This window comes from Bacillus sp. WC2507 (assembly GCF_052656125.1).
In genome coordinates, this window is the sequence record NZ_JBQXPN010000001.1 from 2,172,265 (window position 1) to 2,194,980 (window position 22,716).

Annotated in this window: 21 protein-coding genes; 18 read left to right on the plus strand and 3 right to left on the minus strand. The window is 36.4% G+C overall.

Features of this window, described 5'->3' with window-relative positions:
- The first annotated feature begins 13 nt into the window (after window positions 1-13).
- The 3 genes from ACUN28_RS11560 (at window position 14) to ACUN28_RS11570 (ending at window position 5,451) form a co-directional block, all read left to right on the plus strand.
- Window positions 14-3,376, plus strand: coding sequence for a tubulin-like doman-containing protein (locus ACUN28_RS11560; protein WP_016086847.1), 3,363 nt, complete (start codon window positions 14-16; stop codon window positions 3,374-3,376).
- A gap of 57 nt (window positions 3,377-3,433) precedes the next feature.
- Entirely contained in the window at window positions 3,434-3,574 is a 141-nt protein-coding gene (locus ACUN28_RS11565) for a hypothetical protein (RefSeq protein WP_016086848.1), read from the plus strand.
- 494 nt (window positions 3,575-4,068) lie between these two features.
- A complete protein-coding gene (locus ACUN28_RS11570) occupies window positions 4,069-5,451 on the plus strand; it encodes an APC family permease (RefSeq protein WP_016086849.1) in 1,383 nt (460 codons plus the stop codon).
- A gap of 74 nt (window positions 5,452-5,525) precedes the next feature.
- Here ACUN28_RS11570 and gerSC read toward each other — a convergent pair whose 3' ends face one another.
- The 3 genes from gerSC to gerSA are packed head-to-tail and all read right to left on the minus strand — an operon-like array spanning window position 5,526 to window position 9,295.
- The gene (gerSC, locus tag ACUN28_RS11575; protein WP_016086850.1) at window positions 5,526-6,662 is read right to left on the minus strand and encodes a spore germination protein GerSC; all 1,137 of its coding nucleotides are present in this window, start codon (window positions 6,660-6,662) and stop codon (window positions 5,526-5,528) included.
- Window positions 6,663-7,760: an endospore germination permease gene (locus ACUN28_RS11580; RefSeq protein ID WP_016086851.1), complete on the minus strand. Its 1,098-nt coding sequence runs from the start codon at window positions 7,758-7,760 to the stop codon at window positions 6,663-6,665.
- Window positions 7,757-9,295, minus strand: coding sequence for a spore germination protein GerSA (gene gerSA, locus ACUN28_RS11585; RefSeq protein ID WP_016086852.1), 1,539 nt, complete (start codon window positions 9,293-9,295; stop codon window positions 7,757-7,759). The genes ACUN28_RS11580 and gerSA overlap by 4 nt, the downstream gene beginning before the upstream one ends.
- A gap of 367 nt (window positions 9,296-9,662) precedes the next feature.
- Between gerSA and fdhF the strand changes: the two genes are divergently transcribed.
- From fdhF to rarD, 15 genes are all read left to right on the plus strand, one after another.
- Window positions 9,663-12,602 (plus strand): formate dehydrogenase subunit alpha, encoded by a 2,940-nt coding sequence (gene fdhF / locus ACUN28_RS11590; RefSeq protein WP_016086853.1) that lies wholly within the window; start codon window positions 9,663-9,665, stop codon window positions 12,600-12,602.
- A gap of 12 nt (window positions 12,603-12,614) precedes the next feature.
- Window positions 12,615-13,097, plus strand: coding sequence for a DUF1641 domain-containing protein (locus ACUN28_RS11595; RefSeq protein WP_000729894.1), 483 nt, complete (start codon window positions 12,615-12,617; stop codon window positions 13,095-13,097).
- Between the two features lie 115 nt (window positions 13,098-13,212).
- Entirely contained in the window at window positions 13,213-13,557 is a 345-nt protein-coding gene (locus ACUN28_RS11600; protein ID WP_000039582.1) for a DUF2294 domain-containing protein, read from the plus strand.
- Between the two features lie 16 nt (window positions 13,558-13,573).
- Window positions 13,574-14,371 (plus strand): formate dehydrogenase accessory sulfurtransferase FdhD, encoded by a 798-nt coding sequence (gene fdhD / locus ACUN28_RS11605; RefSeq protein WP_016086854.1) that lies wholly within the window; start codon window positions 13,574-13,576, stop codon window positions 14,369-14,371.
- Between the two features lie 20 nt (window positions 14,372-14,391).
- Complete coding sequence (gene moaA / locus ACUN28_RS11610; RefSeq protein WP_016086855.1) at window positions 14,392-15,408, plus strand: GTP 3',8-cyclase MoaA; 1,017 nt, start codon at window positions 14,392-14,394, stop codon at window positions 15,406-15,408.
- Between the two features lie 200 nt (window positions 15,409-15,608).
- Window positions 15,609-16,397: a formate/nitrite transporter family protein gene (locus ACUN28_RS11615; protein ID WP_016086856.1), complete on the plus strand. Its 789-nt coding sequence runs from the start codon at window positions 15,609-15,611 to the stop codon at window positions 16,395-16,397.
- A 15-nt stretch (window positions 16,398-16,412) separates the two neighbouring features.
- Window positions 16,413-17,429, plus strand: coding sequence for a molybdopterin-synthase adenylyltransferase MoeB (locus ACUN28_RS11620; RefSeq protein ID WP_016086857.1), 1,017 nt, complete (start codon window positions 16,413-16,415; stop codon window positions 17,427-17,429).
- Between the two features lie 18 nt (window positions 17,430-17,447).
- Entirely contained in the window at window positions 17,448-18,755 is a 1,308-nt protein-coding gene (moeA, locus tag ACUN28_RS11625) for a molybdopterin molybdotransferase MoeA (protein WP_016086858.1), read from the plus strand.
- The gene (moaE, locus tag ACUN28_RS11630; protein ID WP_016086859.1) at window positions 18,736-19,200 is read left to right on the plus strand and encodes a molybdopterin synthase catalytic subunit MoaE; all 465 of its coding nucleotides are present in this window, start codon (window positions 18,736-18,738) and stop codon (window positions 19,198-19,200) included. The genes moeA and moaE overlap by 20 nt, the downstream gene beginning before the upstream one ends.
- A gap of 4 nt (window positions 19,201-19,204) precedes the next feature.
- On the plus strand, window positions 19,205-19,441 hold the full coding sequence (moaD, locus tag ACUN28_RS11635) for a molybdopterin converting factor subunit 1 (protein WP_016086860.1): 237 nt from the start codon (window positions 19,205-19,207) through the stop codon (window positions 19,439-19,441).
- 72 nt (window positions 19,442-19,513) lie between these two features.
- Entirely contained in the window at window positions 19,514-20,563 is a 1,050-nt protein-coding gene (locus tag ACUN28_RS11640) for a P-loop NTPase (protein WP_016086861.1), read from the plus strand.
- Window positions 20,564-20,576: 13 nt separating this feature from the next.
- On the plus strand, window positions 20,577-20,801 hold the full coding sequence (locus ACUN28_RS11645; protein ID WP_016086862.1) for a hypothetical protein: 225 nt from the start codon (window positions 20,577-20,579) through the stop codon (window positions 20,799-20,801).
- Between the two features lie 41 nt (window positions 20,802-20,842).
- Window positions 20,843-21,241, plus strand: a complete 399-nt coding sequence (locus tag ACUN28_RS11650; RefSeq protein ID WP_016136791.1) for a hypothetical protein — start codon at window positions 20,843-20,845, stop codon at window positions 21,239-21,241.
- Between the two features lie 159 nt (window positions 21,242-21,400).
- On the plus strand, window positions 21,401-21,649 hold the full coding sequence (locus ACUN28_RS11655; protein ID WP_016086864.1) for a DUF1294 domain-containing protein: 249 nt from the start codon (window positions 21,401-21,403) through the stop codon (window positions 21,647-21,649).
- A gap of 91 nt (window positions 21,650-21,740) precedes the next feature.
- Entirely contained in the window at window positions 21,741-22,682 is a 942-nt protein-coding gene (rarD, locus tag ACUN28_RS11660; RefSeq protein ID WP_016086865.1) for an EamA family transporter RarD, read from the plus strand.
- The last annotated feature ends 34 nt before the right edge of the window (window positions 22,683-22,716 follow it).

Below are 22,716 nucleotides of genomic sequence, written 5' to 3' on the forward strand. Positions count from 1 at the left end.
GAAGGTGGTTCACATGACGTTACAAGTTCCAACGATATTAATTGGTTTAGGTGGAATCGGTAGTACTGTGACACATCAAATATATGAAAGGTTACCTGAGGAGCGCCGAAAAAAGGTAGCGATGCACGTATTTGATACAGATGTGAATACATTAAGTAAATTTGATCATATTCGAAAGTTTAAGACACAAACGAGTTCTAGTAAAACGCCCAGAGAGTATATTGCGGGAGATCCAACGATTCCAGAGTGGTTTCCGATGGACCCGACTATACTTGATAAGCCACTGACAGAAGGGGCAGGGCAGTTACGTGTCATTTCCCGTTTAGCGTTACGTGCTGCGATGAAAGAAGATAAATTGACGTCCTTTTGGCAAGAAATTGAGAAGATTTTTCCGGTTACAAGTGATCAAACGGAATATGGTGTGCGTGTCATTATCGTAACATCACTAGCGGGCGGAACAGGTTCAGGGATGTTTCTGCAAATTGCATTATATTTACGTGAAATGCTTCGAAAAAAACTGCAGCATCATAACATTTTAATACGTGGTGCGTTTCTAATGCCGGATGTGTTAGTGAAGACGAGAACGGTTAGTGCGAAAGAGTTTGAAACGGTGCAAGCAAATGGTTATGCATCGTTAAAAGAATTACATGCCATTACACTCGGTTCTACTGGAGAATTATCAAAACGTGGCGGAGTGACGATTGAATTAGAATATCGACCTGATCAAGTAGATGAAGACGGAAGAACAAATCATACGATTAAACAACACCATTTACCGTACAATTATTGTTTCTTATACGATTACGAAAATTTACATGGACACCATCTGCATAATTTATCAGATTATATGGAGCAAATGGCAAATACGATTTATTTACAGTTATTTAGTCCGATGTCTGCAAATCATTTTGCGCAGGAAGATAATCAAATTCAGCAATTAGCAGAATCAAGCGGGAAAGGGCGATATTGCGGGGCAGGAACGGCAAAGATTATTTATCCATATGAGCACGTGTTAAAATATTGCGCTTTAAAATGGGCCGTGCAAGGTTTAGATGAATCGTGGCTTCATTTAGATCAATTGTTTCAAGAGAAGAAGCAAAGATATGACCAAGATGTAAAACGTGGGATGCAGCGTGAAAAGCCAGAGCGCGGGAAAAGTTATTTAGAAGACTTAGAACATCTTGCTACTCGTCCAGAACAAGCTCATATTTTCTATCGACAAATGTACAATGAAACGCGTGAAGGAGCAGAGGGTGGCAAGGTCGGTGTTGCAAAATCTAAACTGTTTTTAGAAGCTGTAGAAAGTTATGTCCAGCGTACGGTGCAAAAAGACGAGGAATTAAATCGTCTGCAGCATGAGTGTAAAATTTCGGCTGCGAAGCTGAAAATGATGGAGCAAATGAAAGGTGAAGTAGCAAGGGTGGATCATGCGGTTCGTTTATATGCGTATGCGATTCCAAGCCGTGTACATGAACATGTAACGACACTATTGTATGACATGATTGAATCGGACCGTTTTTCACCAAATGGTTCTGAGGGGCAGTCCTATCAATTAAATACATGGTTTTTAAAGAAAACAGATCCTGTTCATCCAGTATCAGCTCGTTTTATGTTGTATGAAATTCGAAAGCAGTTAGTAGAAAAAATGAATCGACTACATGAAAATAATGAACAAAAGCGTAATTTAATTCAAAACTACGATAAGAAATTTAATGTAAGTAATATTGATGGAACGGTAACAGCTGTGCGCCGAGTAGAAATCGCGCAGCAACAAGGCTGGTTTGGAAAAATGATTAATAATCAGCAACGTTTATTTAAAAAAGAATTTGAAGATATTGTAACGCAGTACGTACACAAATTAAACGAGTATCGTAAAGAAATGCTATTAGAACTCGTGTATCAATCGCTATATCAAGCAGTTAACAAAATGATTCAATACTGGGAAAGATTTTTTGATAATTTACATGAAACACGTGAAAACTTACTGTTTGAAATTCAAAAACGAAGCAAGGAATTTGAAGGGAAAACAAACCCAACGAATGTATACGTATTAGCTGAAGAGAAGCTGCAAGAAAAGATATGGCAAGATATGCAGCAACATTTAAATTTAGGTGTATTACCAAAAGATATATCTGCGGAAATTTATATGAGTCTATACGGGGAATATTGCCGAGATGCGAAAACAGAAGAGATTCAATCGAAAAAAGTAGAAGACTTTTATCGTGAGCACATATTAAGTTATTGCTACGATGAATTACAAATACGCTATCGTGATAAATTAGAGCTGAATATCGTTGAGGCGTTACGAAAAGAAGCGGATTATAAGAAGCGTGATCGTGATGAATACGTCCGTGAAAAAATTGAAGACCTCTTCCATTTAGCTAGCCCATTTGTGCCGAAAGTTTCCCATCATAGGGAATTACAATACTGGGGTATACATCCATCTTTAAAGAAAGAACTGCAAGAGGAATTAATTCAAGAAATGTTTAAGGAAAAGGATACAGTACATGAAGCCTTTTCGCCCTTTGAAGTAATCTGTTACCGAGCACATTATGGTTTATCGCTGCAAGACTTTCCTAAGCTTTCGTCGGGACATATTGCAAATGGATTTATGAATGATAAAGGTGATTATTTTCAGTCATACTATCGTCGTGTGAACAAGTTGAATAGTAAAAAATCTAGTTTAACGCCGCATTTAGATAAGTATTGGCACTTACCAGCCTTCATGCCAGACTTAAATGCAACGCAAACGAAATTAGATTACGATAAATGTAATCGCGCTCTTCTATACGCGTATATATATCGCTGGATTAGTTTAGTTGCTGTTGATGGCCAGTTCGTGTATCAATATAACGGCGTTGGACGTAGTTTCTTAATTCAGTCGATGGGGAAAAATATTTCAAGCGAAAGTTACAAATTGCACAGAGCGTTGCTTCATAATCCGTTCATTTATGAAAACATCTTATCTAGATTTGAAGAAGAACAAGAAAAGGCGATGATACAGGGTGGACATTTATATACACATCCATTTGTATTAGGTGCTCAAGATATTAGATGGCTTCGTAAAGAGCATGTCCATAATATTTTAGATATGATTTTAATGTATGACCGTGAAGCGAAATATGACCCAACGTTAGAAGAAACTTCTGATGAATTATTAAGATTATTCCTTGATGAAATTGAGTTATATTTCCAAAACTATTACGGTACAGGTGCCGATATGGTTGCAAAGAAAGAGAAAGAAATGTTTATTAAACAATTGTGGGATCGTTCGTACGCGAAAGGCTATGTAGATCCAAATAGTGCTCCTTATAAAAAGTGGCAAAATTTATTAAGTGTTCATGATGAAGAAGAAACGCCAAAAACGAATGTATAATGAATGAAAAGGGAATCCTTAAAAATGGCAATACAACTTTAGAAAAGAGGGATTCCGATGCCGTTTTTAGGAAGTGTATATCAAATATTTGGATTATATCCGGAAATTTATTATGGGATGATTTCAGCTGAGTTACAAGAAGAGGCTCAGAAGGAACAACTTAAAAATAGTAGTGCAGAAGCTGAAGTGGAAGAATAAAAAAAGTGCAGATGAAAATCTGCGCTTTTTTATTAGCTTTAAAATGATTGCATACCCTTAACTAAATTGTTATTTAAAAATAACAATTTAGTTAAGGGTATGATGACGTTGCTTAAATTCTATCTAATGAAAAAATGTATAAAAATCGATATGAAAAAGTAAGTATAAATATAAAGATAGGAAATAACAATGTTTTTGAGAAAATAATTACGTTTAAAAATACCATTTGATACATAATTAACCGTTCTTGTTTAATTAATTTTATTGTTGACAATATAATTAATTATATGATAAATTCATTCAGCGTTCTTAGTGGTGTGTTGCTGAATGGATTGTTTTAAAATTCACTACAGTTAAAAGAGATTGATTCTTCTGTCTTTTGTTAAATTATTTAGTTCATGGGGAGTGGATCATGTATATTTTTATTTTCTAAACAGAACAGTAATAAAGATTGTAATAAGTAAGAGATAAATTTGAAAAAGAGGTTTCAATGAATGAGTCTTTTAATAAAGAAAACAATGGATGAAGAAAAGAAAAAAGTATTGAATCAAACTTTAGGTGCCATTGACCTAACTCTTTTAGGGATTGGAGCAATTATTGGTACAGGAATTTTCGTATTAACAGGTATTGTAGCGGCGAAACATGCTGGCCCAGCGATTGTATTATCGTTTATATTAGCGTCGATTGTATGTGCGTGCGTAGCTTTCTGTTATGCTGAATTTGCATCTACAGTTCCAGTTTCGGGAAGTGTATATTCATATACATATATGACACTAGGTGAGATTTTTGCATTTATCGTCGGTTGGTGCGTTATGTTGGAGTACTTATTAGCGACTTCTGCGGTAGCGGCAGGATGGTCAGCGTATTTTCAGTCATTGCTACTAGGATTTAATATTCACATTCCTACAATTTTTGCTTCGGCACCTGGTATGGGGAAGGGTGGAATTATTGATTTACCAGCAGTTCTTATTATTTTAGTTGTTACATTTTTATTAAGTCGTGGTGCAAAAGAAAGTGCACGAATAAATAATATAATGGTTATTATTAAGTTGGCTGTTATTGTAGGATTTATTGTTGTAGGAACACAATATGTAAAGCCAGAGAATTGGCAACCATTTCTACCGTTTGGTCTTCACGGTGTGGTAGGAGGCGCTGCTACTGTATTTTTTGCTTTTTTAGGATTTGATGCAGTTGCAACAGCCGCAGAGGAAGTGAAGCGCCCACAACGTAACGTGCCAATTGGGTTACTTGTTTCCTTATTCATTTGTACCGTTCTATATGTAGGTGTTTCATTCGTGTTAACTGGAATGGTTCCGTTTACGGAATTAAATGTTGCGGATCCGGTTGCATATGCGTTGCGCACGGTAGGAGAAGATAGAATTGCTGGATTGTTATCGGTGGGAGCAATAGCAGGGCTAACAACAGTTCTGTTAGTAGCTATGTTTGCATTTGTTCGTGTATCTTACTCGATGAGTCGAGATGGATTGTTACCAAAAAGACTTTCAAGTGTGCATAAACGTTTACAAACTCCATTTTTTAATACGTGGGTTACAGGTATACTAGCAGCTTTATTAGCGGGATTAGTGGATTTGAATTTATTAGCTAATTTAGTGAATATGGGAACGATAACAGCATTTGTGTTTGTATCTATAGCTGTCATTGTATTAAGAAAGACACATCCTAATATGAAGAGGCCATTCCGTGCGCCCCTAGTACCTTTTTTACCTATCGTTTCAATAGTAAGTTGTATATATTTAGCTTTGAACCTTTCTAAGCTTACTTTAATTAGTTTTGTGGCATGGATTATAATAGGTGTTTTCATATATTTTGTATATGCTAAAAAACATAGTAATGTTAGAAATGGAAATAGAGTATAGTCTGTTGAAATAATATTTGTAATGGAAATGAAAACACGCTACTTATTCATATAAGAACAAGTAGCGTGTTTTTGCTATTTAATAATCCCATTTTCTAAAATTTTAATAGTAGGTGCTACTTTCACATTAGCTTTTGAAAAGGCACTCGGCCAATCATCTTCAACTTGTTTCCATTCTTTATATTGAAACGCTCTCGCATAATCACCAAATCCGAATGGATCAAGTTGCTGTTTTTGAATTTTGTGGATTAAATCGTTTAAATCTTCGTTTAGTTGTTTTGTAATAAGTGAAGTTAATTTCTTTCTATCTTTGTCTATATCCATGTTGAATGTAAGTTCAGATACGGCAATTTTTAAATCCATTTTAATATTAAATTTGAAGTGATTATCGCTATAGTCTGTATGAATATCACGATTCATACTAAGAACATTTATTGTTGCGAAATCGCCACCATCTGTATCTTTTAAATCACTATTACTTTCAACTTGAGTAGAAGGGATCTTCATTGTAAGAGAAACTGGTGTATTGGCCTTCTTTTGTAATAAAAGAAGGAGGGCGCTTTCATAACGATTTAATGACATTTTATAAATTCCGCGAGAAGTTAATAGCGCGGAACCGGTAACGATAACATCTTTTATACCTTTTTTTATTTCTGAAATAGCAGGTGTTATACCTTTATTAAACGTTTGCCTATGAAATTCATGGAATGTCGTAAACACAGTTCGATTGTATAGTTTGTTCGTATTAATTAAATCTGTTAAATATTCAGGAAGAGCAGGCTTATCTTTAAAATTATTATATATAACGGAAGATATTGGACCATCTACCGCAACCATGCGCATATTTCCAGTATTTTTAGGATCACGATACCAAACATCAAGGTAAGGCATAGCTCCTTCTTGTTTTAAAAATTTCGTGCTAAATAAAATGAGCTGTAACTTTTCTGTAGATACTAAACCGCCACTTGAACTATTAAACGTTGCTTTTGCTTCTCGAGGTGTACGTACTTTCGCTTCATGAGTTTCGTACTTTTTCTCTACATCTTCATTAAAAATAGGGTTTACGTGGTACACAATTAATTTTCCTTTTGCTTTTGCGTCAAAACCGTAAATTAATGAAATCGATTGTTTTTCTAAATCGAGCCGATCTCCACAGCCTGTTAAAAAGGTTATGAGAAAGCAAAGTATAGTGAAATGAATAAAGGGTCTCATTTAAGTTTTTCTCCTTTTCCAATGCTGATAAAGTGTCATATATAAGAGAAATACGACTGGGAATAGAAAAACGATAAAATAACTTGAAGTTCCCCAAAAATCCCGTAACGCACTTATTTGATAAGAGGAAGGGATATAAAAGAATAGAACGAAAATACACCCGAATAATAAAAACCAAATAGGTAATGAGCTCCCTTTTTTGTTAAGTAATTGATTGATTCCATCTGAAGCAGTAAAAATATAAGGAATGCAAGAGTCAAAAATAATAAAGAGATAAAATGACAAAAAGATAATTTCAAACCGTTCAAGGAATGAAAAGTGAAATGGTGTAACAAGAGAAAGCGTGGGCCATAAAAACTTTGTTATACCATCCGGACTAAAATAAACAAAAGAGACGAACGTGACTTGAAGATAAACAAATAGCGTAATCAAATTCGCAAGAATAATTCCTTTTTTGGCAGATGATTTATTACTGAGATAAGGAAAAAGGACGAATGCAAACTCAAATCCGAGAAACGCAATAATAGTTGATTTTACTGTGTTGAAAACGGGTAGCCATCCCTCTTTAAGGAGAGGAAGAAGATAAATCCAATGACCATCTTTAAGTGGGATAAATAATAGCAAAGGCATCCAGAGTGTAAAGAAGACAGTAAAAACAGCATAGCGGCTAATAATAAGAACACCTTTACATGCGAGCATAAGCATTGGAATAGATAGTAACATCATGATTAAAAACATGGGGGATCTAGGTAAAATCCAAATGTGAATAACGTATAAGAGGGAAAAAATTAAGGAAACAGCTGCAAGAACAGCATATAAAATCCAAAAAATCATTACTACTCTTCCTAGCCACTTCCCAAGATAACGAGTCAGCACATCAAGTAAAGTATATCCAGGATGCTTTTCCATAATTTTTACAATACATAGACTGACTAATGTAGTAATAGCGCATCCTATAATGATAGACATCCATCCATCTGTATTCGCCCCTTGTGCAACTTCACGTGGCAGTGTAAGAACACCGAATCCTACTTGAACACCACTAATCGTTAAAATGTATTGAAATAAACTAATCTCCCTCTTTGCACGCTTTGTCACTTATCTTCCTCCGTTTCTTTTATATCGCTTTGTCGATTCTCTTGTTTTAAGTCAAGGGATAGTGGGCGTTTCTTCATTATTTTCCATGGTAAACGTACAAGAATATCTTTTAAATCCGAAGCAAATAACGGAGAAAAAGGACTACCATAAGGAACACCGAGAGATTCCATAGAAAGTATATGAATAATAATGATTGCCATCCCAACCATAATGCCAATGACACCAAATAAAGAAGCGATTATCATCATTGGGAATCGAAGAAGTCGAATTCCTGCAGACATTTCCATGTTAGGGATGATGAAAGAAGCGACTGCAGTAATAGATACGACGATAACCATAACATTACTTACTATTCCTGCTTGAACTGCAGCTTGTCCAATGACAATCCCTCCTACGACGCCAATCGTTTGTCCAACGGGACCAGGAAGCCGAACTGCAGCTTCGCGGAGCATTTCAAGTACTAATTCCATCAAAAGTGCTTCTAATATAGGAGGAAAAGGAATTTTAGCCCGAGATTCGCCAATCGTTAACAATAATTTAAGTGGAATCACTTCATAATGAAAGGAAATCATAGCAATATAAAGAGCGGGAGCAAATATGGCAATAAATAACCCAGTAAAACGAAGAAGGCGTATAAAAGATGGAATCAATGGTCTAAAACTGTAATCATCAATCGTTTGAAAAAAGGATGAAAAGGTCATAGGCCCTATTAATACGCCTGGTGAACGATCTACAACAACAGCGATTCTCCCATCCAGAATATGATGTGCTGTTGTGTCAGGGCGTTCAGTTATTGATAATTGCGGAAAGAGAGTATAGGAATTATCTTCAACAAACCCTTCTAATTCACCGGTTGTAATAATCGCATCCACTTTGATTGATTCGATGCGGCATGCCATTTCTTGTACAATGTCTTCGTTTGCAATATCTGCAAGATAAAGTAAAAAAACTTTAGAGGTTGCTCGTTCACCAACGGTAAATTCCTTCACTTTCAATTCGCGATTTGGAATATATCGACGAATAAGCGCGATACTGTCGCTTGCCACTTCATTAAATCCTTCATGTGAACTTTTTATGGAGCTCTCTGTTATAGGTTCTTCAATGCTCCTTTTTGGTGCTGCTTGCGTATCAAGTTCTAAAGCAGATAGTTGCCCGTTTATAAATAAAATACTTTTGCCGTGTAAAAGAGATTGTTCAATGTCTGCCCACTGTTGAACTTTTTTAATATTTCCGATAGAAACAGAGGATTCCCAAAAATCTTCTTCATTCCATTCTTTAAATAAGAGAGGACGAAGAATGTTTACGTTAATAACAGTTTTGTCTACAAGTCCTTCCATATATATAAGTGCAGCTTCTTGGCCGTTTTTTAATGGGAAAGTGCGTGTTATTAATTCTGGAATCCCGCTAAACAGTTTGGACAAGTGCTTTAGGTTAAGTGGAAGAGAAGAAGAAATAGGTTTTTTTAATGTATAATCAGCTTGCTCTTGTACAGAAAAAGATTTTTCACCACGTATCCATTTATTAAAAGACCCCATTTATTCACTTTCTCCTTGTTGTGTTTTAGCTCGCTATTTGCAAGCTGATAATCGGTGGGGGATGAATGAAATCTCCACTGATTATAGTTTTGCTTTATATGGGTTATTATGGATAGTTCTATGAGGACATATGCGTATTTTAAATTTTATATTGTATATTTTAAAATTAAACGCTATAATTATAGTGTTAAAGATGGAATCGTGATATGACCTGTTATGAATCTATCGTTTTATTTATGAATAAATGGATTGGTATTTTAGCAAGATGTGCTAATAAACTACTCCACCATGATGATAGCGTGCCCAAAATGTGGTGCGTATATTTTCGTGGTGGAGTTTTTTTTATTCTCAAAAAGGGGGAAAGACCATGAATAACAACATGGTTCATATTACAATTGACGGAAAAAAGTATACAACGGAGCCTGGTTCAACGATATTGGGTGTTATTAATGAGAACGGGATTGAGCATCCGCAAATTTGTTACGTGCCAGAGGTGGATCCTATTCAAACATGTGACACTTGTATTGTAGAAGTTGACGGAAAGTTAATGCGCTCTTGTTCGGCAGTAGCGACGGAAGGTATGAACATTGAACTGGCTTCTGGTCGTGCGAAAGAAGCACAAACAGAGGCGATGGATCGGCTACTAGAAAATCATTTATTATACTGTACAGTATGTGACAACAACAATGGGAACTGTAAATTGCATAATACAGCGGAATTAATGGAGATTGAACATCAAAAATATCCTTACGAACCGAAAGTAGATGTAAGTGAAGTTGATATGACGCATCCATTTTATCGCTACGACCCTAATCAATGTATCGCATGTGGTCAATGTGTAGAGGTGTGTCAAAACTTACAAGTAAATGAAACATTATCTATCGACTGGGAAGCGGAACGCCCACGAGTTATTTGGGATGAAGGAGTAAATATTAATGATTCTTCATGCGTGAGCTGTGGTCAATGTGTAACCATTTGCCCTTGTAATGCTTTAATGGAGAAAACGATGCTCGGTGAAGCTGGATTTATGACGGGATTAAAACCAGATATTCTTGAACCGATGGTAGATTTAATTAAAGAAGTTGAGCCTGGATATAGCGGTATTTTTGCGGTATCAGAAGTGGAAGCGGCCATGCGTGATACTCGTACGAAAAAAACGAAAACAGTATGTACATTTTGTGGTGTAGGTTGTTCATTTGAAGTGTGGACGAAAGGGCGTAAGATTCTTAAAGTACAGCCTTCTTCTGATGCGCCAGTTAACGCAATTTCTACTTGTGTAAAAGGGAAATTCGGTTGGGATTTCGTAAATTCTAAAGAGCGAATTACGAAACCTTTAATTCGTAAAAATGGAACGTTTGTTGAATCTACATGGGAAGAAGCGTTGAATGTAGTTGCAAGTAAATTAGGATCTATTAAAGAAGAGTATGGTAAAGATGCTATCGGTTTTATTTCTTCATCTAAAATTACGAATGAAGACAATTACGTTATTCAAAAATTAGCTCGACAAGTATTTGAAACGAATAATATTGATAACTGTTCACGTTATTGTCAATCACCAGCGACAGACGGATTATTCCGTACAATTGGTATGGGCGGAGATGCTGGAACGATTAAAGATATCGCACAATCTGGCCTTGTTATTATTGTAGGTTGTAATCCGACAGAAGGTCATCCTGTTTTAGCTACACGTATTAAGCGTGCGCATAAATTACACGGACAAAAATTAATTGTGGCTGATCTTCGTAAAACAGAAATGGCAGAGCGTTCAGACGTCTTTATTAGCCCGAAACAAGGAACAGATCAAGTATGGCTAATGGCTGTTACGAAATATATGATTGATCAAGGTTGGCACGATCAACAATTTATTGATGAGAATGTAAACTTCTTTGAAGATTTCAAAGGTAGTCTTGCAGAATATACACTTGAATATGCAGAAGAAATGACTGGTATTTCAAAAGAAACACTTATTCAAATGGCTGAAATGATTCGTGCTGCAGACGGTACATGTATCCTTTGGGGTATGGGAGTAACGCAAAATACAGGTGGATCTGATACTTCCGCTGCAATTTCAAACTTACTTCTTGCAACAGGTAATTATCGTCGTCCAGGTGCTGGTGCATATCCGCTTCGAGGTCATAATAACGTACAAGGTGCTTGTGATATGGGTACTTTACCAGGATGGCTTCCTGGATATCAACACGTTACGAACGATATGGAACGTGCGAAATTTGAAATGGCTTACGGAGTGAAAATTAATAGTGAACCAGGTCTTAATAATATTGAAATGCTTCATGCAATTGACGCAGGGAAAATGAAGGCTATGTATCTTGTCGGAGAAGATATGGCTCTTGTAGACTCTAATGCGAACCATGTACATGAAGTGTTATCGAGCCTTGAGTTCTTCGTTGTGCAAGATGTTTTCTTATCTAAAACGGCTCAATATGCAGATGTTGTATTGCCAGCAGCACCGTCTCTTGAAAAAGAAGGTACTTTCACAAATACAGAGCGCCGTGTTCAAAGACTATATCAAGTGCTTCCTACGCTTGGAGATGCGAAGCCAGACTGGTGGATCGTGCAAGAAGTTGCGAATAAATTAGGTGCAAACTGGAGTTATAGTCATCCAAGTGAAATTTTTGCTGAAATGGCAAGTTTATCACCGCTATTTTCACAAGCAAACTATGAAGTACTTGAAGGATGGAATAGTTTCCATTGGGGAAGTTTTGATGGAGCGAATACACCACTACTTTTCCAAGATGGATTTAACTTCCCGGATAAAAAAGCTCGTTTTGCGATTGCTGACTGGGTACGTCCAGCTGAATTCCCAGCGGAGTTTGATCTTCACATTAATAACGGGCGTATGCTTGAGCATTTTCATGAAGGGAATATGACAAATAAATCAACAGGTATTCAAACGAAAGTGCCTGGTGTATTTGTTGAAATTTCTCCAGCACTTGCAAAAGAACGTGGAGTGAAAACAGGTTCATTAGTTCGTCTTATCTCTCCTTTTGGAGCATTAAAATTACGTGCACTCGTTACAGATCGTGTAAAAGCGAATGAGTTATATTTACCAATGAATTCTACAGATAATGAAACGGCAATTAATTTCTTAACAGGTCCTGCTGTGGACGTACGTACGAATACACCTGCTTATAAACAGACAAAAGTACGTATGGAAGTGCTAGAAGTTGATGGCGAAAATCCGATGCCGAAAGCGAACCCGCGTAATAAAAAACGTCACCCTCAAGCCGGTATTGAGGTACATCGTAAGTGGGCACGTCCAGGGTATGTGCATTTAACGGATAAGTAGGAGGAGAAAAATATGGCTGCACCTATAAAAATGATTCAAAAACAAGAGTTAACTGAGGAAGAGATAAAACAGCAAAAATTAGATGATTTAAAAGAGCTTCTAGCTAATAATGAAGAGGCTTTAAATCAAATGTTTAATATAGTAGGGGAATTGAATGACATCGGAATGCTAGAAGCTGCAAATTCTATGCTAAAGGCGAAAGAACCAATCGCAAAAATAGTTCTCGGTCAAGTGACTCGCGAGCCTGTTACAAATTTAATTAATAATATGATGGGTGCTGCAGGTGCTTTAACAGAACTTGATCCGGAACTTACGAAAAAGCTTATAGGTAGCTTATTAGTAGGGCTAGAAGAAGGTAATGAACACCTAGAGAGTAATAAAAAAGTAGGGGTATTCGATCTTATGAAAGTATTGAAAGATCCAGACATTAACCGTGCCATCGGATTTGGGCTTCATTTCTTAAAAGGTATGGGTAAAGGGTTAAAAGACGAATAAACTTCATGAAGTGAACCTTTTCGCCCAAATGTTTATACGAAATAGTTTGGGCGGAAGGAGCATTTTGGTAAAATATATAATGAAGTAAAATGAGGCTTTTGGGAGGTATAATTGTATGTCAAAAAAAGTACATGAATTTAACGATATGATACGAAAACTTCGAAAGGAACTTTTCGGAAAAGGGCCAGAAAGAATTCATACTGTATTTGCTGAAAATATGGCAATTGCAACACTTTATGGAAACTTAACACCTACTGAAAAATTCATTTCAAGTACGATGGACGGTGCGGAAATGGTTCATATGGCTAGAACGAAAATGATTCAAGAAGTGTATGCTGCAAATTCCCGTGAACATTTGGAGGAACTTGTTGGAGCGAAACTAGTGAATTTGTTTTCAGATATGAAAGTAGAAGAAGATATTGCGGTTTCGGTATTTGTTTTTGATAAAAATATAACGTGAGAGAAGGATACTGATCGTGAAACCGATACAGGTAGAAAGAGAAATCTTTCGTTATGAACAAGGGGCGTTTAAGCATATAGAGGACAGCATTGTAACAGAGTTTCCAGTCACGATTAAAATGAACGGACAGGAGTTTGTTACAATGGTTAGTACTCCAGAATATATAGAAGACATGGTAATAGGCTTCTTAGCATCTGAAGGAATCATCCGGAAGTATGAAGATATTGATGACATATGGGTACAAGAGAAAGAAGGATTTGTACATGTCACGACGACAAAAGTAAATCCGTATTACGAACAAATGCAAAATAAACGTTACATTACTTCATGCTGTGGTATGAGTAGACAAGGGTTTGTTTTTGCAAACGATGCATTAAGTGCAAAGAAAATGAATGGTATCCATGTACAAGTTGGTGTAGGAGATTGTTTTCGATTAATGGAAGACATGCAGCAATCTGCGGAGACGTTTCGTCATACAGGCGGCGTTCATAATGCATCTTTGTGTGACGTGAATGGTATTTTGTTAAGCCGAATGGATATCGGTAGGCATAATGCGCTAGATAAAATTTACGGTTATTGTTTAAAAAACAATATTTCTATAAAAGATAAAATCATTGTTTTTAGTGGTCGTATTTCTTCGGAAATATTATTGAAGGTTGCAAAAATTGGTTGTGAAATTATACTATCAAAATCAGCTCCAACTGAGTTGGCTTTGCAGCTAGCAGAAGAATTAGGTATTACTACGATAGGATTTATTCGGAATGAATCCTTAAATGTATATACGCATCCAGAGCGTGTTTTAAATATAAAATAAGTAAAAGCGAGGCAATAAATATGAAATCTGTCACATTAGACAAACTACAACGTCCTTTAAAGGATTTACGTATTTCTGTTACTGATCGCTGTAATTTTCGCTGTCGTTATTGTATGCCAGAAGAAATATTTGGTCCTGATTATTCGTTTTTGTCTAATGATAAAATTTTATCTTTTGATGAGATTGAAAGGATAACACGTATTTTCGTTTCTTTAGGTGTAAGAAAGTTACGAATTACAGGCGGAGAACCGTTACTTCGAAGAGGTCTTCCGCAGCTTATCGAGCGCCTTAATAAAATAGATGGTGTGGAGGATATCGGCTTAACAACCAATGGATCGTTACTTAAAAAGTTTGCTCCTGATTTATATAAGGCGGGTTTATCACGTGTGACAGTTAGCTTAGATTCCTTAGAAGAAGAGCGGTTTTTCTATTTGAATGGTAATAGAAGCAAAGTGCAAAGGGTTCTGGAAGGAATACAGGCTGCAGCTGAAGTTGGTATGAAAATTAAAATAAACATGGTCGTTCAAAAGGGGAAAAATGAACAGGACATCTTGCAGATGGCGCAATATTTTAAAGAAAATAAGCATATTCTTCGATTTATTGAGTATATGGACGTTGGAAATTATAACGGCTGGGAGTTAAAAGAGGTCGTCTCTAAACAAGAAATAGTAGATACGATTCATCAAGTTATGCCATTAGAACGGATAGAAGCGAATTATGCAGGTGAGGTTGCGACTCGCTATCGTTATATTGGAAGTGATGAAGAAATAGGTATTATTTCATCGGTAACAGATTCCTTTTGTTCGTCATGTACGAGAGCCCGTATTTCTGCGGAAGGAAAATTATATACGTGTTTGTTCGCTTCTAAAGGAAATGACTTGAGAGAACTGCTTCGATCTGGATACACTGACGAGGAAATAACATATATCGTACGCGATATATGGAACAACCGAGACGATCGTTATTCAGATGAACGCTTAAGTCATACAAGTAAAAAAAGAGCACCTAAAATTGAAATGTCACATATTGGTGGCTGATATATAAGAGTGACGCTATGATGAAATATATACAAAATGGAAAATGTGCAATGTTTGTAGATTTTCTATTTTATAGTAAAAGTGATGATTGATATCTCTGTAAAAGATGTGCAGAGAAATTAAGCAGCATTCAAAAACCCTTATTTTGAGAAGGTTTTTTGAAGCTGCTTTTTTATTTGGAGAAAATGGAGGAATTAGTAATGGCATTTCATAAACCGGAACAAATTGCTGAGCTTGTAATTGAGGCCGGTGTTCAAAAAGTAAGTCAGACGTTGCCAGCGATGCTTATTCTCGGTTTTTTAGGAGGAGCGTTTATTTCGCTAGGTTTTTTACTTAACATTCGCGTTTTAGGTAATTTACCTGAGCGCTGGGGGAGTTTAGTGAATGTTTTAGGAGGAGCAGTTTTTCCTGTTGGACTCATGCTTGTCGTATTAGCAGGAGGAGAATTAATTACCGGAAATATGATGTCACTGTCTATGGCGCTATATGCAAAGAAAATTACATTGGTCAGTGTGCTAAATAACTGGATTTGGATTACTTTCATGAATTTTGTAGGAGCTATTTTCGTAGCGTATTGTTTCGGTCATCTTGGCGGATTAACAGAGGGAGATTATTTAAATAAAACGGTAGCGATAGCGGAAGGGAAATTACATGAATCATTTGGGCGAACTTTAATTTTAGCAATTGGTTGTAATTGGCTCGTTTGTCTAGCGCTTTGGCTCGCTTATGGGACGAGTGATTTTGTCGGAAAAATAATCGGAATTTGGATTCCAATTATGGCATTTGTAGTGATTGGATTTCAGCAAGTGGTAGCAAATATGTTTGTCATCTCGGCAGTTATTTTTGCAGGTCATCTGACGTGGATGGATCTTGCTAGAAATTTTGTTCCTGTCTTTATCGGAAATGTAATAGGGGGAGCTGGATTTGTTGGATTTGCTTACTTTGCTTGTTATCAAAAACAACATGCTAATATGAAAAAGAGTTCTTGAGAGGAAGGGTGCGTAATGGCTGAGCGGTATTCACGACAACAGTTGTTCAAACCAATTGGGAATAAAGGACAAGAAAAAATTCGAAATAAACATGTGTTAATTGTAGGAGCAGGCGCATTAGGAAGTGCAAGTGCTGAAAGTTTCGTACGTGCAGGAATTGGAAAGTTGACGATTATTGATCGTGACTACGTTGAATGGAGTAATTTACAAAGGCAACAATTGTATTCTGAACAAGATGCGAGAGAGAAAATGCCAAAAGCAATTGCTGCTAAAAATCGGCTAGAGCAAATTAATTCGGAAGTACAAATACATGCTGTCGTAATGGATGCAATTGCAGGGAATATGGAAGATCTATTAAAAAATGTAGATGTAATAATTGATGCAACAGATAATTTCGATATTCGATTTGTAATAAATGACTTATCACAAAAACATAATATTCCGTGGGTATATGGTTCTTGCATTGGATCGTACGGTATGAGTTATACGGTTATTCCGCAAGAGACACCGTGTTTACATTGTGTGCTGAAGAACGTTCCTGTTGCAGGTGTGACATGTGATACCGCTGGAATTATTAGCCCGACTGTTCAAATCGTCGCAGCATATCAAGTGGCGGAAGCACTCAAAATTTTAGTAGAAGATTTTTCAGCAGTTAGAAAAACATTTTTCATGTTTGATATATGGAGTAATCAAAACCATTGTATAAAACTAGGGAAAATCAAAACAGACGATTGTCCTTCGTGCGGTTTGAATCGAACTTATCCTTATTTATCACACGAAAACCAAACGAAGGTAGCGGTTTTATGCGGAAGAAATACTGTTCAAATTAGACCGGTAGAAAATAGGAAGTATGATTTTGACGATATAGAAAACGTATTAAAAAAACTGGGGGAAGTAGATCGGAATCCGTATTTACTATCTTGCCAACTAGATGATTACCGCGTCGTTATTTTTCGAGATGGTCGTGTTTTCATTCATGGTACAAATGATATTTCGAAAGCGAAACAATTATATTATCGCGTATTCGGTTAATAGAAAGGGTTGTCAATAATGGAAAGAAGAGTGCCAATTACGGTTGAAGAAGCTGTTCGTAAAGTAATGGGATTTGCTCATAACGGCTTAAAGGAGCTACTACCTATTGAATTAGCTTACGGACGTATATTAGCGGAGGATTTAGTAGCTGACCATGATGTACCTTCATTCAATCGTTCACCGTATGACGGTTTTGCTATTAGAGCAGAAGATACGAATTTAGCAAGTTATGAAACGCCAATTGTATTTGAAGTAGTGGGGGGAATTGGCGCAGGATCGCTATTCGATGAGAAAGTAGGTCCGTTTCAAGCTGTTCGAATTATGACGGGAGCGCAAATTCCGAATGGGTGTGATGCGGTTGTTATGTTAGAACTGACTCGTCAATATGAGGAGGCTGGCAACAATTATATGGAATTGAAGCGATCATTCAAAGCAGGCGACAATATTTCTTTTCAAGGTGAAGATGCTCGTAAAGGAACGGTTCTTGCAAAGAAAGGATCATACATTAATCCAGGTATATCAGCGCTTCTTGCTACGTTCGGGTATAACGAGGTGCCAGTGGCGAGAAAGCCTGTAATTGGACTATTAGCGACTGGTAGTGAATTACTGGATGTAAATGATTCATTACAGCCAGGGAAAATCCGAAATAGTAATACGTATATGATATTGTCTCAAATTCGAAGAGCGGGCGGAAGAGTAAAATATTTTGGGAAGTTTAGCGATGATTTTCATACATGTTTCACAGCTGTAAAAGAAGCGTTAAGCCAAGTGGATATGCTCATTACAACAGGCGGTGTATCAGTTGGAGATTATGATTATTTACCAGCTATTTACGAAAAGTTAGGTGCATCGGTTCTTTTCAATAAAGTTGCAATGCGACCAGGAAGTGTTACGACTGTAGCGCAATTAAATGGCAAGTTATTATTTGGTTTATCAGGAAATCCATCAGCTTGTTACGTAGGGTTTGAATTATTTGTAAGGCCTTGTATTCGGACGTATATGTTTAGTGAAAAAGCACATGTAAAAAGAGAAAAAGCGTTATTAGGAGAAGACTTTCTAAAGCCAAATCCATTTACAAGGTTTGTACGAGCGAAACTGACATATAACGAAGGCCAGTTAATTGCTTATCCGTCAGGGTTTGATAAATCTAGCTCTGTTTCTTCATTAGCAGAATCGAATGCTTTTATCGTATTGCCAGGCGGGACAAGAGGGTATAAAAAAGATATGTTTGTGGATGTGTTTTTATTGGAAGATAACGAAGGTAGTGAATGGCCTTGGACATTTTGTAAAGTGAGAGGTGGTTCCAATGGGACAAGCGCTATTTGAGATTGTTGATATACCTATTGTAGTTGAAGAAGTAACGAATAAAGTCGCAAGAAGAGAAGCAGGTGCAATTACAACTTTTATTGGCACAGTGAGAGAGTTAACAAAAGGAAAACGAACGCTACATTTAGAGTATGAAGCATATAAACCGATGGCAGTAAAACAACTTATGAGAATTGGGGAAGAAATGAATGAAAAGTGGCCGGACGCAAAAGTAGCAATTACGCACCGAGTAGGATGGCTAGAAATCATGGATATTGCGGTAGTCATTGCAGTTTCATCACCGCATCGTAAAGTAGCTTATGAAGCGAATGAATACGCGATTGAACGTATAAAGCGAATCGTCCCAATATGGAAAAAAGAATTTTGGGAAGATGGAACGATGTGGATTGGAGATCAACTTGAAAATACACCTTATCCAGAAGGAAAACCGAAGAAGGAAGAATGAGAAGATGATTACAATTTTACTGTTCGCAAATTTGCGTGAGGAAGTCGGATTAGATCAATTAGTAATTTCCGAAAAACAAGGAATGACAGTTCAGCAATTAAAAGAATGGCTCAAAGCAAACCATTGTTTACAATCGCTTGATAGAGTGATGGTGGCTGTTAATGAAGAGTTTGTAACGAATGAAGAGATGATAAAAGCTGGAGATGTAGTTGCATTCATTCCGCCTGTTAGTGGAGGGTAATAAGTTTTTTCACCGGATGAAGAGCCAAGAAGATGTTGTATATAAATTAGAATACGAGAAGGGATGAGTTTTATGATTACTCAAGAACAAATAATGAATGCGTTAAAACATGTGGAGGATCCAGAGTTACACAAAAGTATTGTAGAATTAAATATGGTTAGAAATATACAAATGAATGGAACAGAGGTTAAACTTGAAGTAGTGCTAACGATTCAAGGTTGTCCGTTAAAAGCAAAAATTCAACAAGATGTGGAAGAGTCTCTTCAGGCAATTGGTGCATCTAAAGTAGATTTGATATTTGGTTCTATGACACAAGAAGAACGAGCTGCGCTAACAGAGAAGTTAAAGAAAAATAGTAGAACAGAAACTGGTATGCCGAGTATGCTTCGCCCTGACTCAGGGGTACGCTTTATTACTGTAACGAGCGGAAAAGGTGGAGTTGGAAAATCAACGGTGACAATTAATCTTGCTACTGCTTTAGCTCGTATGGGCAAAAAAGTGGGGATATTAGATGCAGATATATATGGTTTTAGCATCCCAGCTATGATGGAAACGACTCAAAAACCAACGATGATTGATCAAACAGCAATTCCAGTCGTGAGTCACGGTGTTAAAATCATGTCGATGGGATTTTTTACGGAAGGAAATAATCCGGTTATGTGGCGTGGGCCAATGTTAAATAAATGGATTCAAAATTTCCTTGCGAATACGCACTGGGGAGAATTAGATTATTTACTTCTTGATTTACCACCTGGTACAGGAGATGTTGCCATTGATGTTGCAGCAATGATCCCGCAGGCGAAAGAAATTATCGTTACAACACCACACAATGTAGCTTCATTCGTAGCATCTAGAGTAGGCGTAATGGCAAAACATACGAAACACGAGATTTTAGGTATTGTGGAAAATATGGCTTATTACGAAGAACAAGATGGATCGAAAAATTATCTGTTCGGAAAAGGGGGCGGCGAAATGTTAGCAGAACAATTGCAAACAGAAGTAATCGCACAAGTACCTTTTGCAAAACGTGAAGAAAATAACGGTTCATCTGTATATGATGAAGATTCTCTTGTTGGAGAAGTGTTTACATCGTTAGCAGAAGATATTATTTATAAAGGATAGAGGAGGGATTTTTATGGCTTGTAATATCGATCATTCTATGGAAGATGTAATGAATAAACTTGAAAGTCAGAAGAGTTTTTTACCGGAAGTGATTTTTAAAGAGTTAAAGAGATTTTTGCAACGTAATCATTCACAGGAAATATTAAATGATATCTTTCATCTTCTAAAAAAGTATGACTTAGTTAATGAAGAAGAAAGAGAGACGAGAAATGCGCAATTATTGCTCTTTATAAGATAAATACTCTTTGGCTTTGTTTTTTTACAGGAGGGGTGAATGTAATGGATATGAAAAAGATGATTGAAACGATAGAAGCAACAAAAGTGACTGAAGAAGAATTATCGATTTCTATTTTACATCAAAAGCTTGTGAAGTTATATAGTCAAAAAAATGTTGCTGATTATACAGAGTTATTAAAATATATTTTATCATTATCCGTGCAGATGGAGCTGAATCTCGTATTGAAATATTTTGGTGTGCGCCCGGTTGTTGCTGCGGATGAGCGTATGCAATTTCAAGAGATATTTAAATGCTTAGCTCAGAAAGAGGATAATGGGGAATGGTTTCTAAATTTTGTTTCTTTATATGTAGGGCTAATTGTAGTTCTTCAATTTGATGAGAAAGTAATTGAGAGAAGTTTTTTCGATAATATGGTAGTGGGTGAAGGGAATGAAATATAAGATCCTGCTCATAATATCTTTCTATATTAATTGCTTTAACTGCGATTTTAGTTGGTTATGTAAATATGAAGGTAACTAATTAATAAAAAGTGTTCTTCAGTTGTTTCCATCGTTTTTTCATGTTACCATTAAGCGAATTTTTCATAGGGAGAGAAAGCGATGAAATGGATTTATTTTATTATTATTAATGTTATAGCTTTTAGCCTTATGGGGCTTGATAAACGAAAAGCGAAGAAGAAACAGTGGAGAACGCCAGAAAGTACGTTGTTTTTATCAGCGGCAGCTGGGGGAGCAGTTGGTGCTTGGATCGGTATGTATATGTTTCACCATAAAACACATAAAAAGAAATTTGTTTTCGGTATACCGTTACTTGTCGTTATAACAGTATGTTTACTTTTTGCTGTATGAGAAATGTCGAAAGAATCGCAGATTGATTATTGGTAAAGTGAGCACGTGGGACCTTATAATGGAGAAAAATGAGAAGAGGAGAAAAAGGAAGATGGGGAGTCAATCAGCACAGCAAAAAAAAGGGATTATATATGCGGCTGGTGCTTATACGATGTGGGGAATTCTACCAATCTATTGGAAATGGGTTGAGGAAGTTCCGGCAGATGAAATATTAGCACACCGCATCGTTTGGGCGTTCGTTTTTATGTTACTTGTATTAGGTGTTACGAAGAGGTTTCGTCAGTTTATTGGAGAGTTCGTGAATCTTTTTAAACGACCTAAATTATTAATGTCATTAACAATAGCTTCAGTCTTGATTAGCGGAAACTGGTTTGTCTATATATGGGCCGTTAATCATAATCATGTCATTGAAGCAAGTCTTGGATATTATATTAATCCGCTTATTAGTATTTTACTTGGTACAGTTGTTTTAAAGGAAAAGTTAAACTTTTGGCAATATGTTGCAGTTGGTTTAGCTGGAGTAGGGGTTATCATTTTAACAGTGCGTTTCGGATCTATTCCGTGGGTCTCTTTATCACTTGCCTTTTCATTTGGATTATATGGATTAACGAAAAAATTGTTAAATTATGATGCGACAATTGGTCTTACGATGGAAACGATGTTAGTGACGCCGTTTGCAATGATTTATCTCGTTATGACTGGAGCGCATGGATTCGGTTCATTTGGATCTATTTCCATGTTATCAACGTTACTATTAATAGGAGCAGGCATTGTTACAGCATTACCACTTTTTTATTTTGCAAAAGGAGCACAACTTATTCCGCTTTATATGGTAGGGTTTTTACAATATATTGCACCGACGATTAGTTTAATTTTAGGTGTATTCGTATTTGGTGAACATTTCACATCTACTCATATGATGGCATTTTTCTGTATATGGGTTGCATTATTTGTATTCTCAGTAGCGAAAACAAAGTTTTTAGTGCAGAAACAACCGAAATTTATAAAAAATAAATCAGCAAAAGTATCATAATGCGTAGTATTTTCTACGCATTTTTCTTTATACT

Bases quoted from the DNA above. Each gene is read 5' to 3' on its own strand.
- ACUN28_RS11655 (WP_016086864.1), top strand. From the start codon at position 21,401: ATGAAATGGATTTATTTTATTATTATTAATGTTATAGCTTTTAGCCTT.
- moaE (WP_016086859.1), top strand. From the start codon at position 18,736: ATGGGACAAGCGCTATTTGAGATTGTTGATATACCTATTGTAGTTGAA.
- moaD (WP_016086860.1), top strand. From the start codon at position 19,205: ATGATTACAATTTTACTGTTCGCAAATTTGCGTGAGGAAGTCGGATTA.
- rarD (WP_016086865.1), top strand. From the start codon at position 21,741: ATGGGGAGTCAATCAGCACAGCAAAAAAAAGGGATTATATATGCGGCT.
- ACUN28_RS11645 (WP_016086862.1), top strand. From the start codon at position 20,577: ATGGCTTGTAATATCGATCATTCTATGGAAGATGTAATGAATAAACTT.
- fdhF (WP_016086853.1), top strand. From the start codon at position 9,663: ATGAATAACAACATGGTTCATATTACAATTGACGGAAAAAAGTATACA.
- ACUN28_RS11565 (WP_016086848.1), top strand. From the start codon at position 3,434: ATGCCGTTTTTAGGAAGTGTATATCAAATATTTGGATTATATCCGGAA.
- ACUN28_RS11560 (WP_016086847.1), top strand. From the start codon at position 14: ATGACGTTACAAGTTCCAACGATATTAATTGGTTTAGGTGGAATCGGT.
- ACUN28_RS11570 (WP_016086849.1), top strand. From the start codon at position 4,069: ATGAGTCTTTTAATAAAGAAAACAATGGATGAAGAAAAGAAAAAAGTA.
- ACUN28_RS11615 (WP_016086856.1), top strand. From the start codon at position 15,609: ATGGCATTTCATAAACCGGAACAAATTGCTGAGCTTGTAATTGAGGCC.
- gerSA (WP_016086852.1), bottom strand. From the start codon at position 9,295: ATGGGGTCTTTTAATAAATGGATACGTGGTGAAAAATCTTTTTCTGTA.
- ACUN28_RS11650 (WP_016136791.1), top strand. From the start codon at position 20,843: ATGGATATGAAAAAGATGATTGAAACGATAGAAGCAACAAAAGTGACT.
- moaA (WP_016086855.1), top strand. From the start codon at position 14,392: ATGAAATCTGTCACATTAGACAAACTACAACGTCCTTTAAAGGATTTA.
- ACUN28_RS11620 (WP_016086857.1), top strand. From the start codon at position 16,413: ATGGCTGAGCGGTATTCACGACAACAGTTGTTCAAACCAATTGGGAAT.
- moeA (WP_016086858.1), top strand. From the start codon at position 17,448: ATGGAAAGAAGAGTGCCAATTACGGTTGAAGAAGCTGTTCGTAAAGTA.
- ACUN28_RS11640 (WP_016086861.1), top strand. From the start codon at position 19,514: ATGATTACTCAAGAACAAATAATGAATGCGTTAAAACATGTGGAGGAT.
- gerSC (WP_016086850.1), bottom strand. From the start codon at position 6,662: ATGAGACCCTTTATTCATTTCACTATACTTTGCTTTCTCATAACCTTT.
- ACUN28_RS11595 (WP_000729894.1), top strand. From the start codon at position 12,615: ATGGCTGCACCTATAAAAATGATTCAAAAACAAGAGTTAACTGAGGAA.
- ACUN28_RS11600 (WP_000039582.1), top strand. From the start codon at position 13,213: ATGTCAAAAAAAGTACATGAATTTAACGATATGATACGAAAACTTCGA.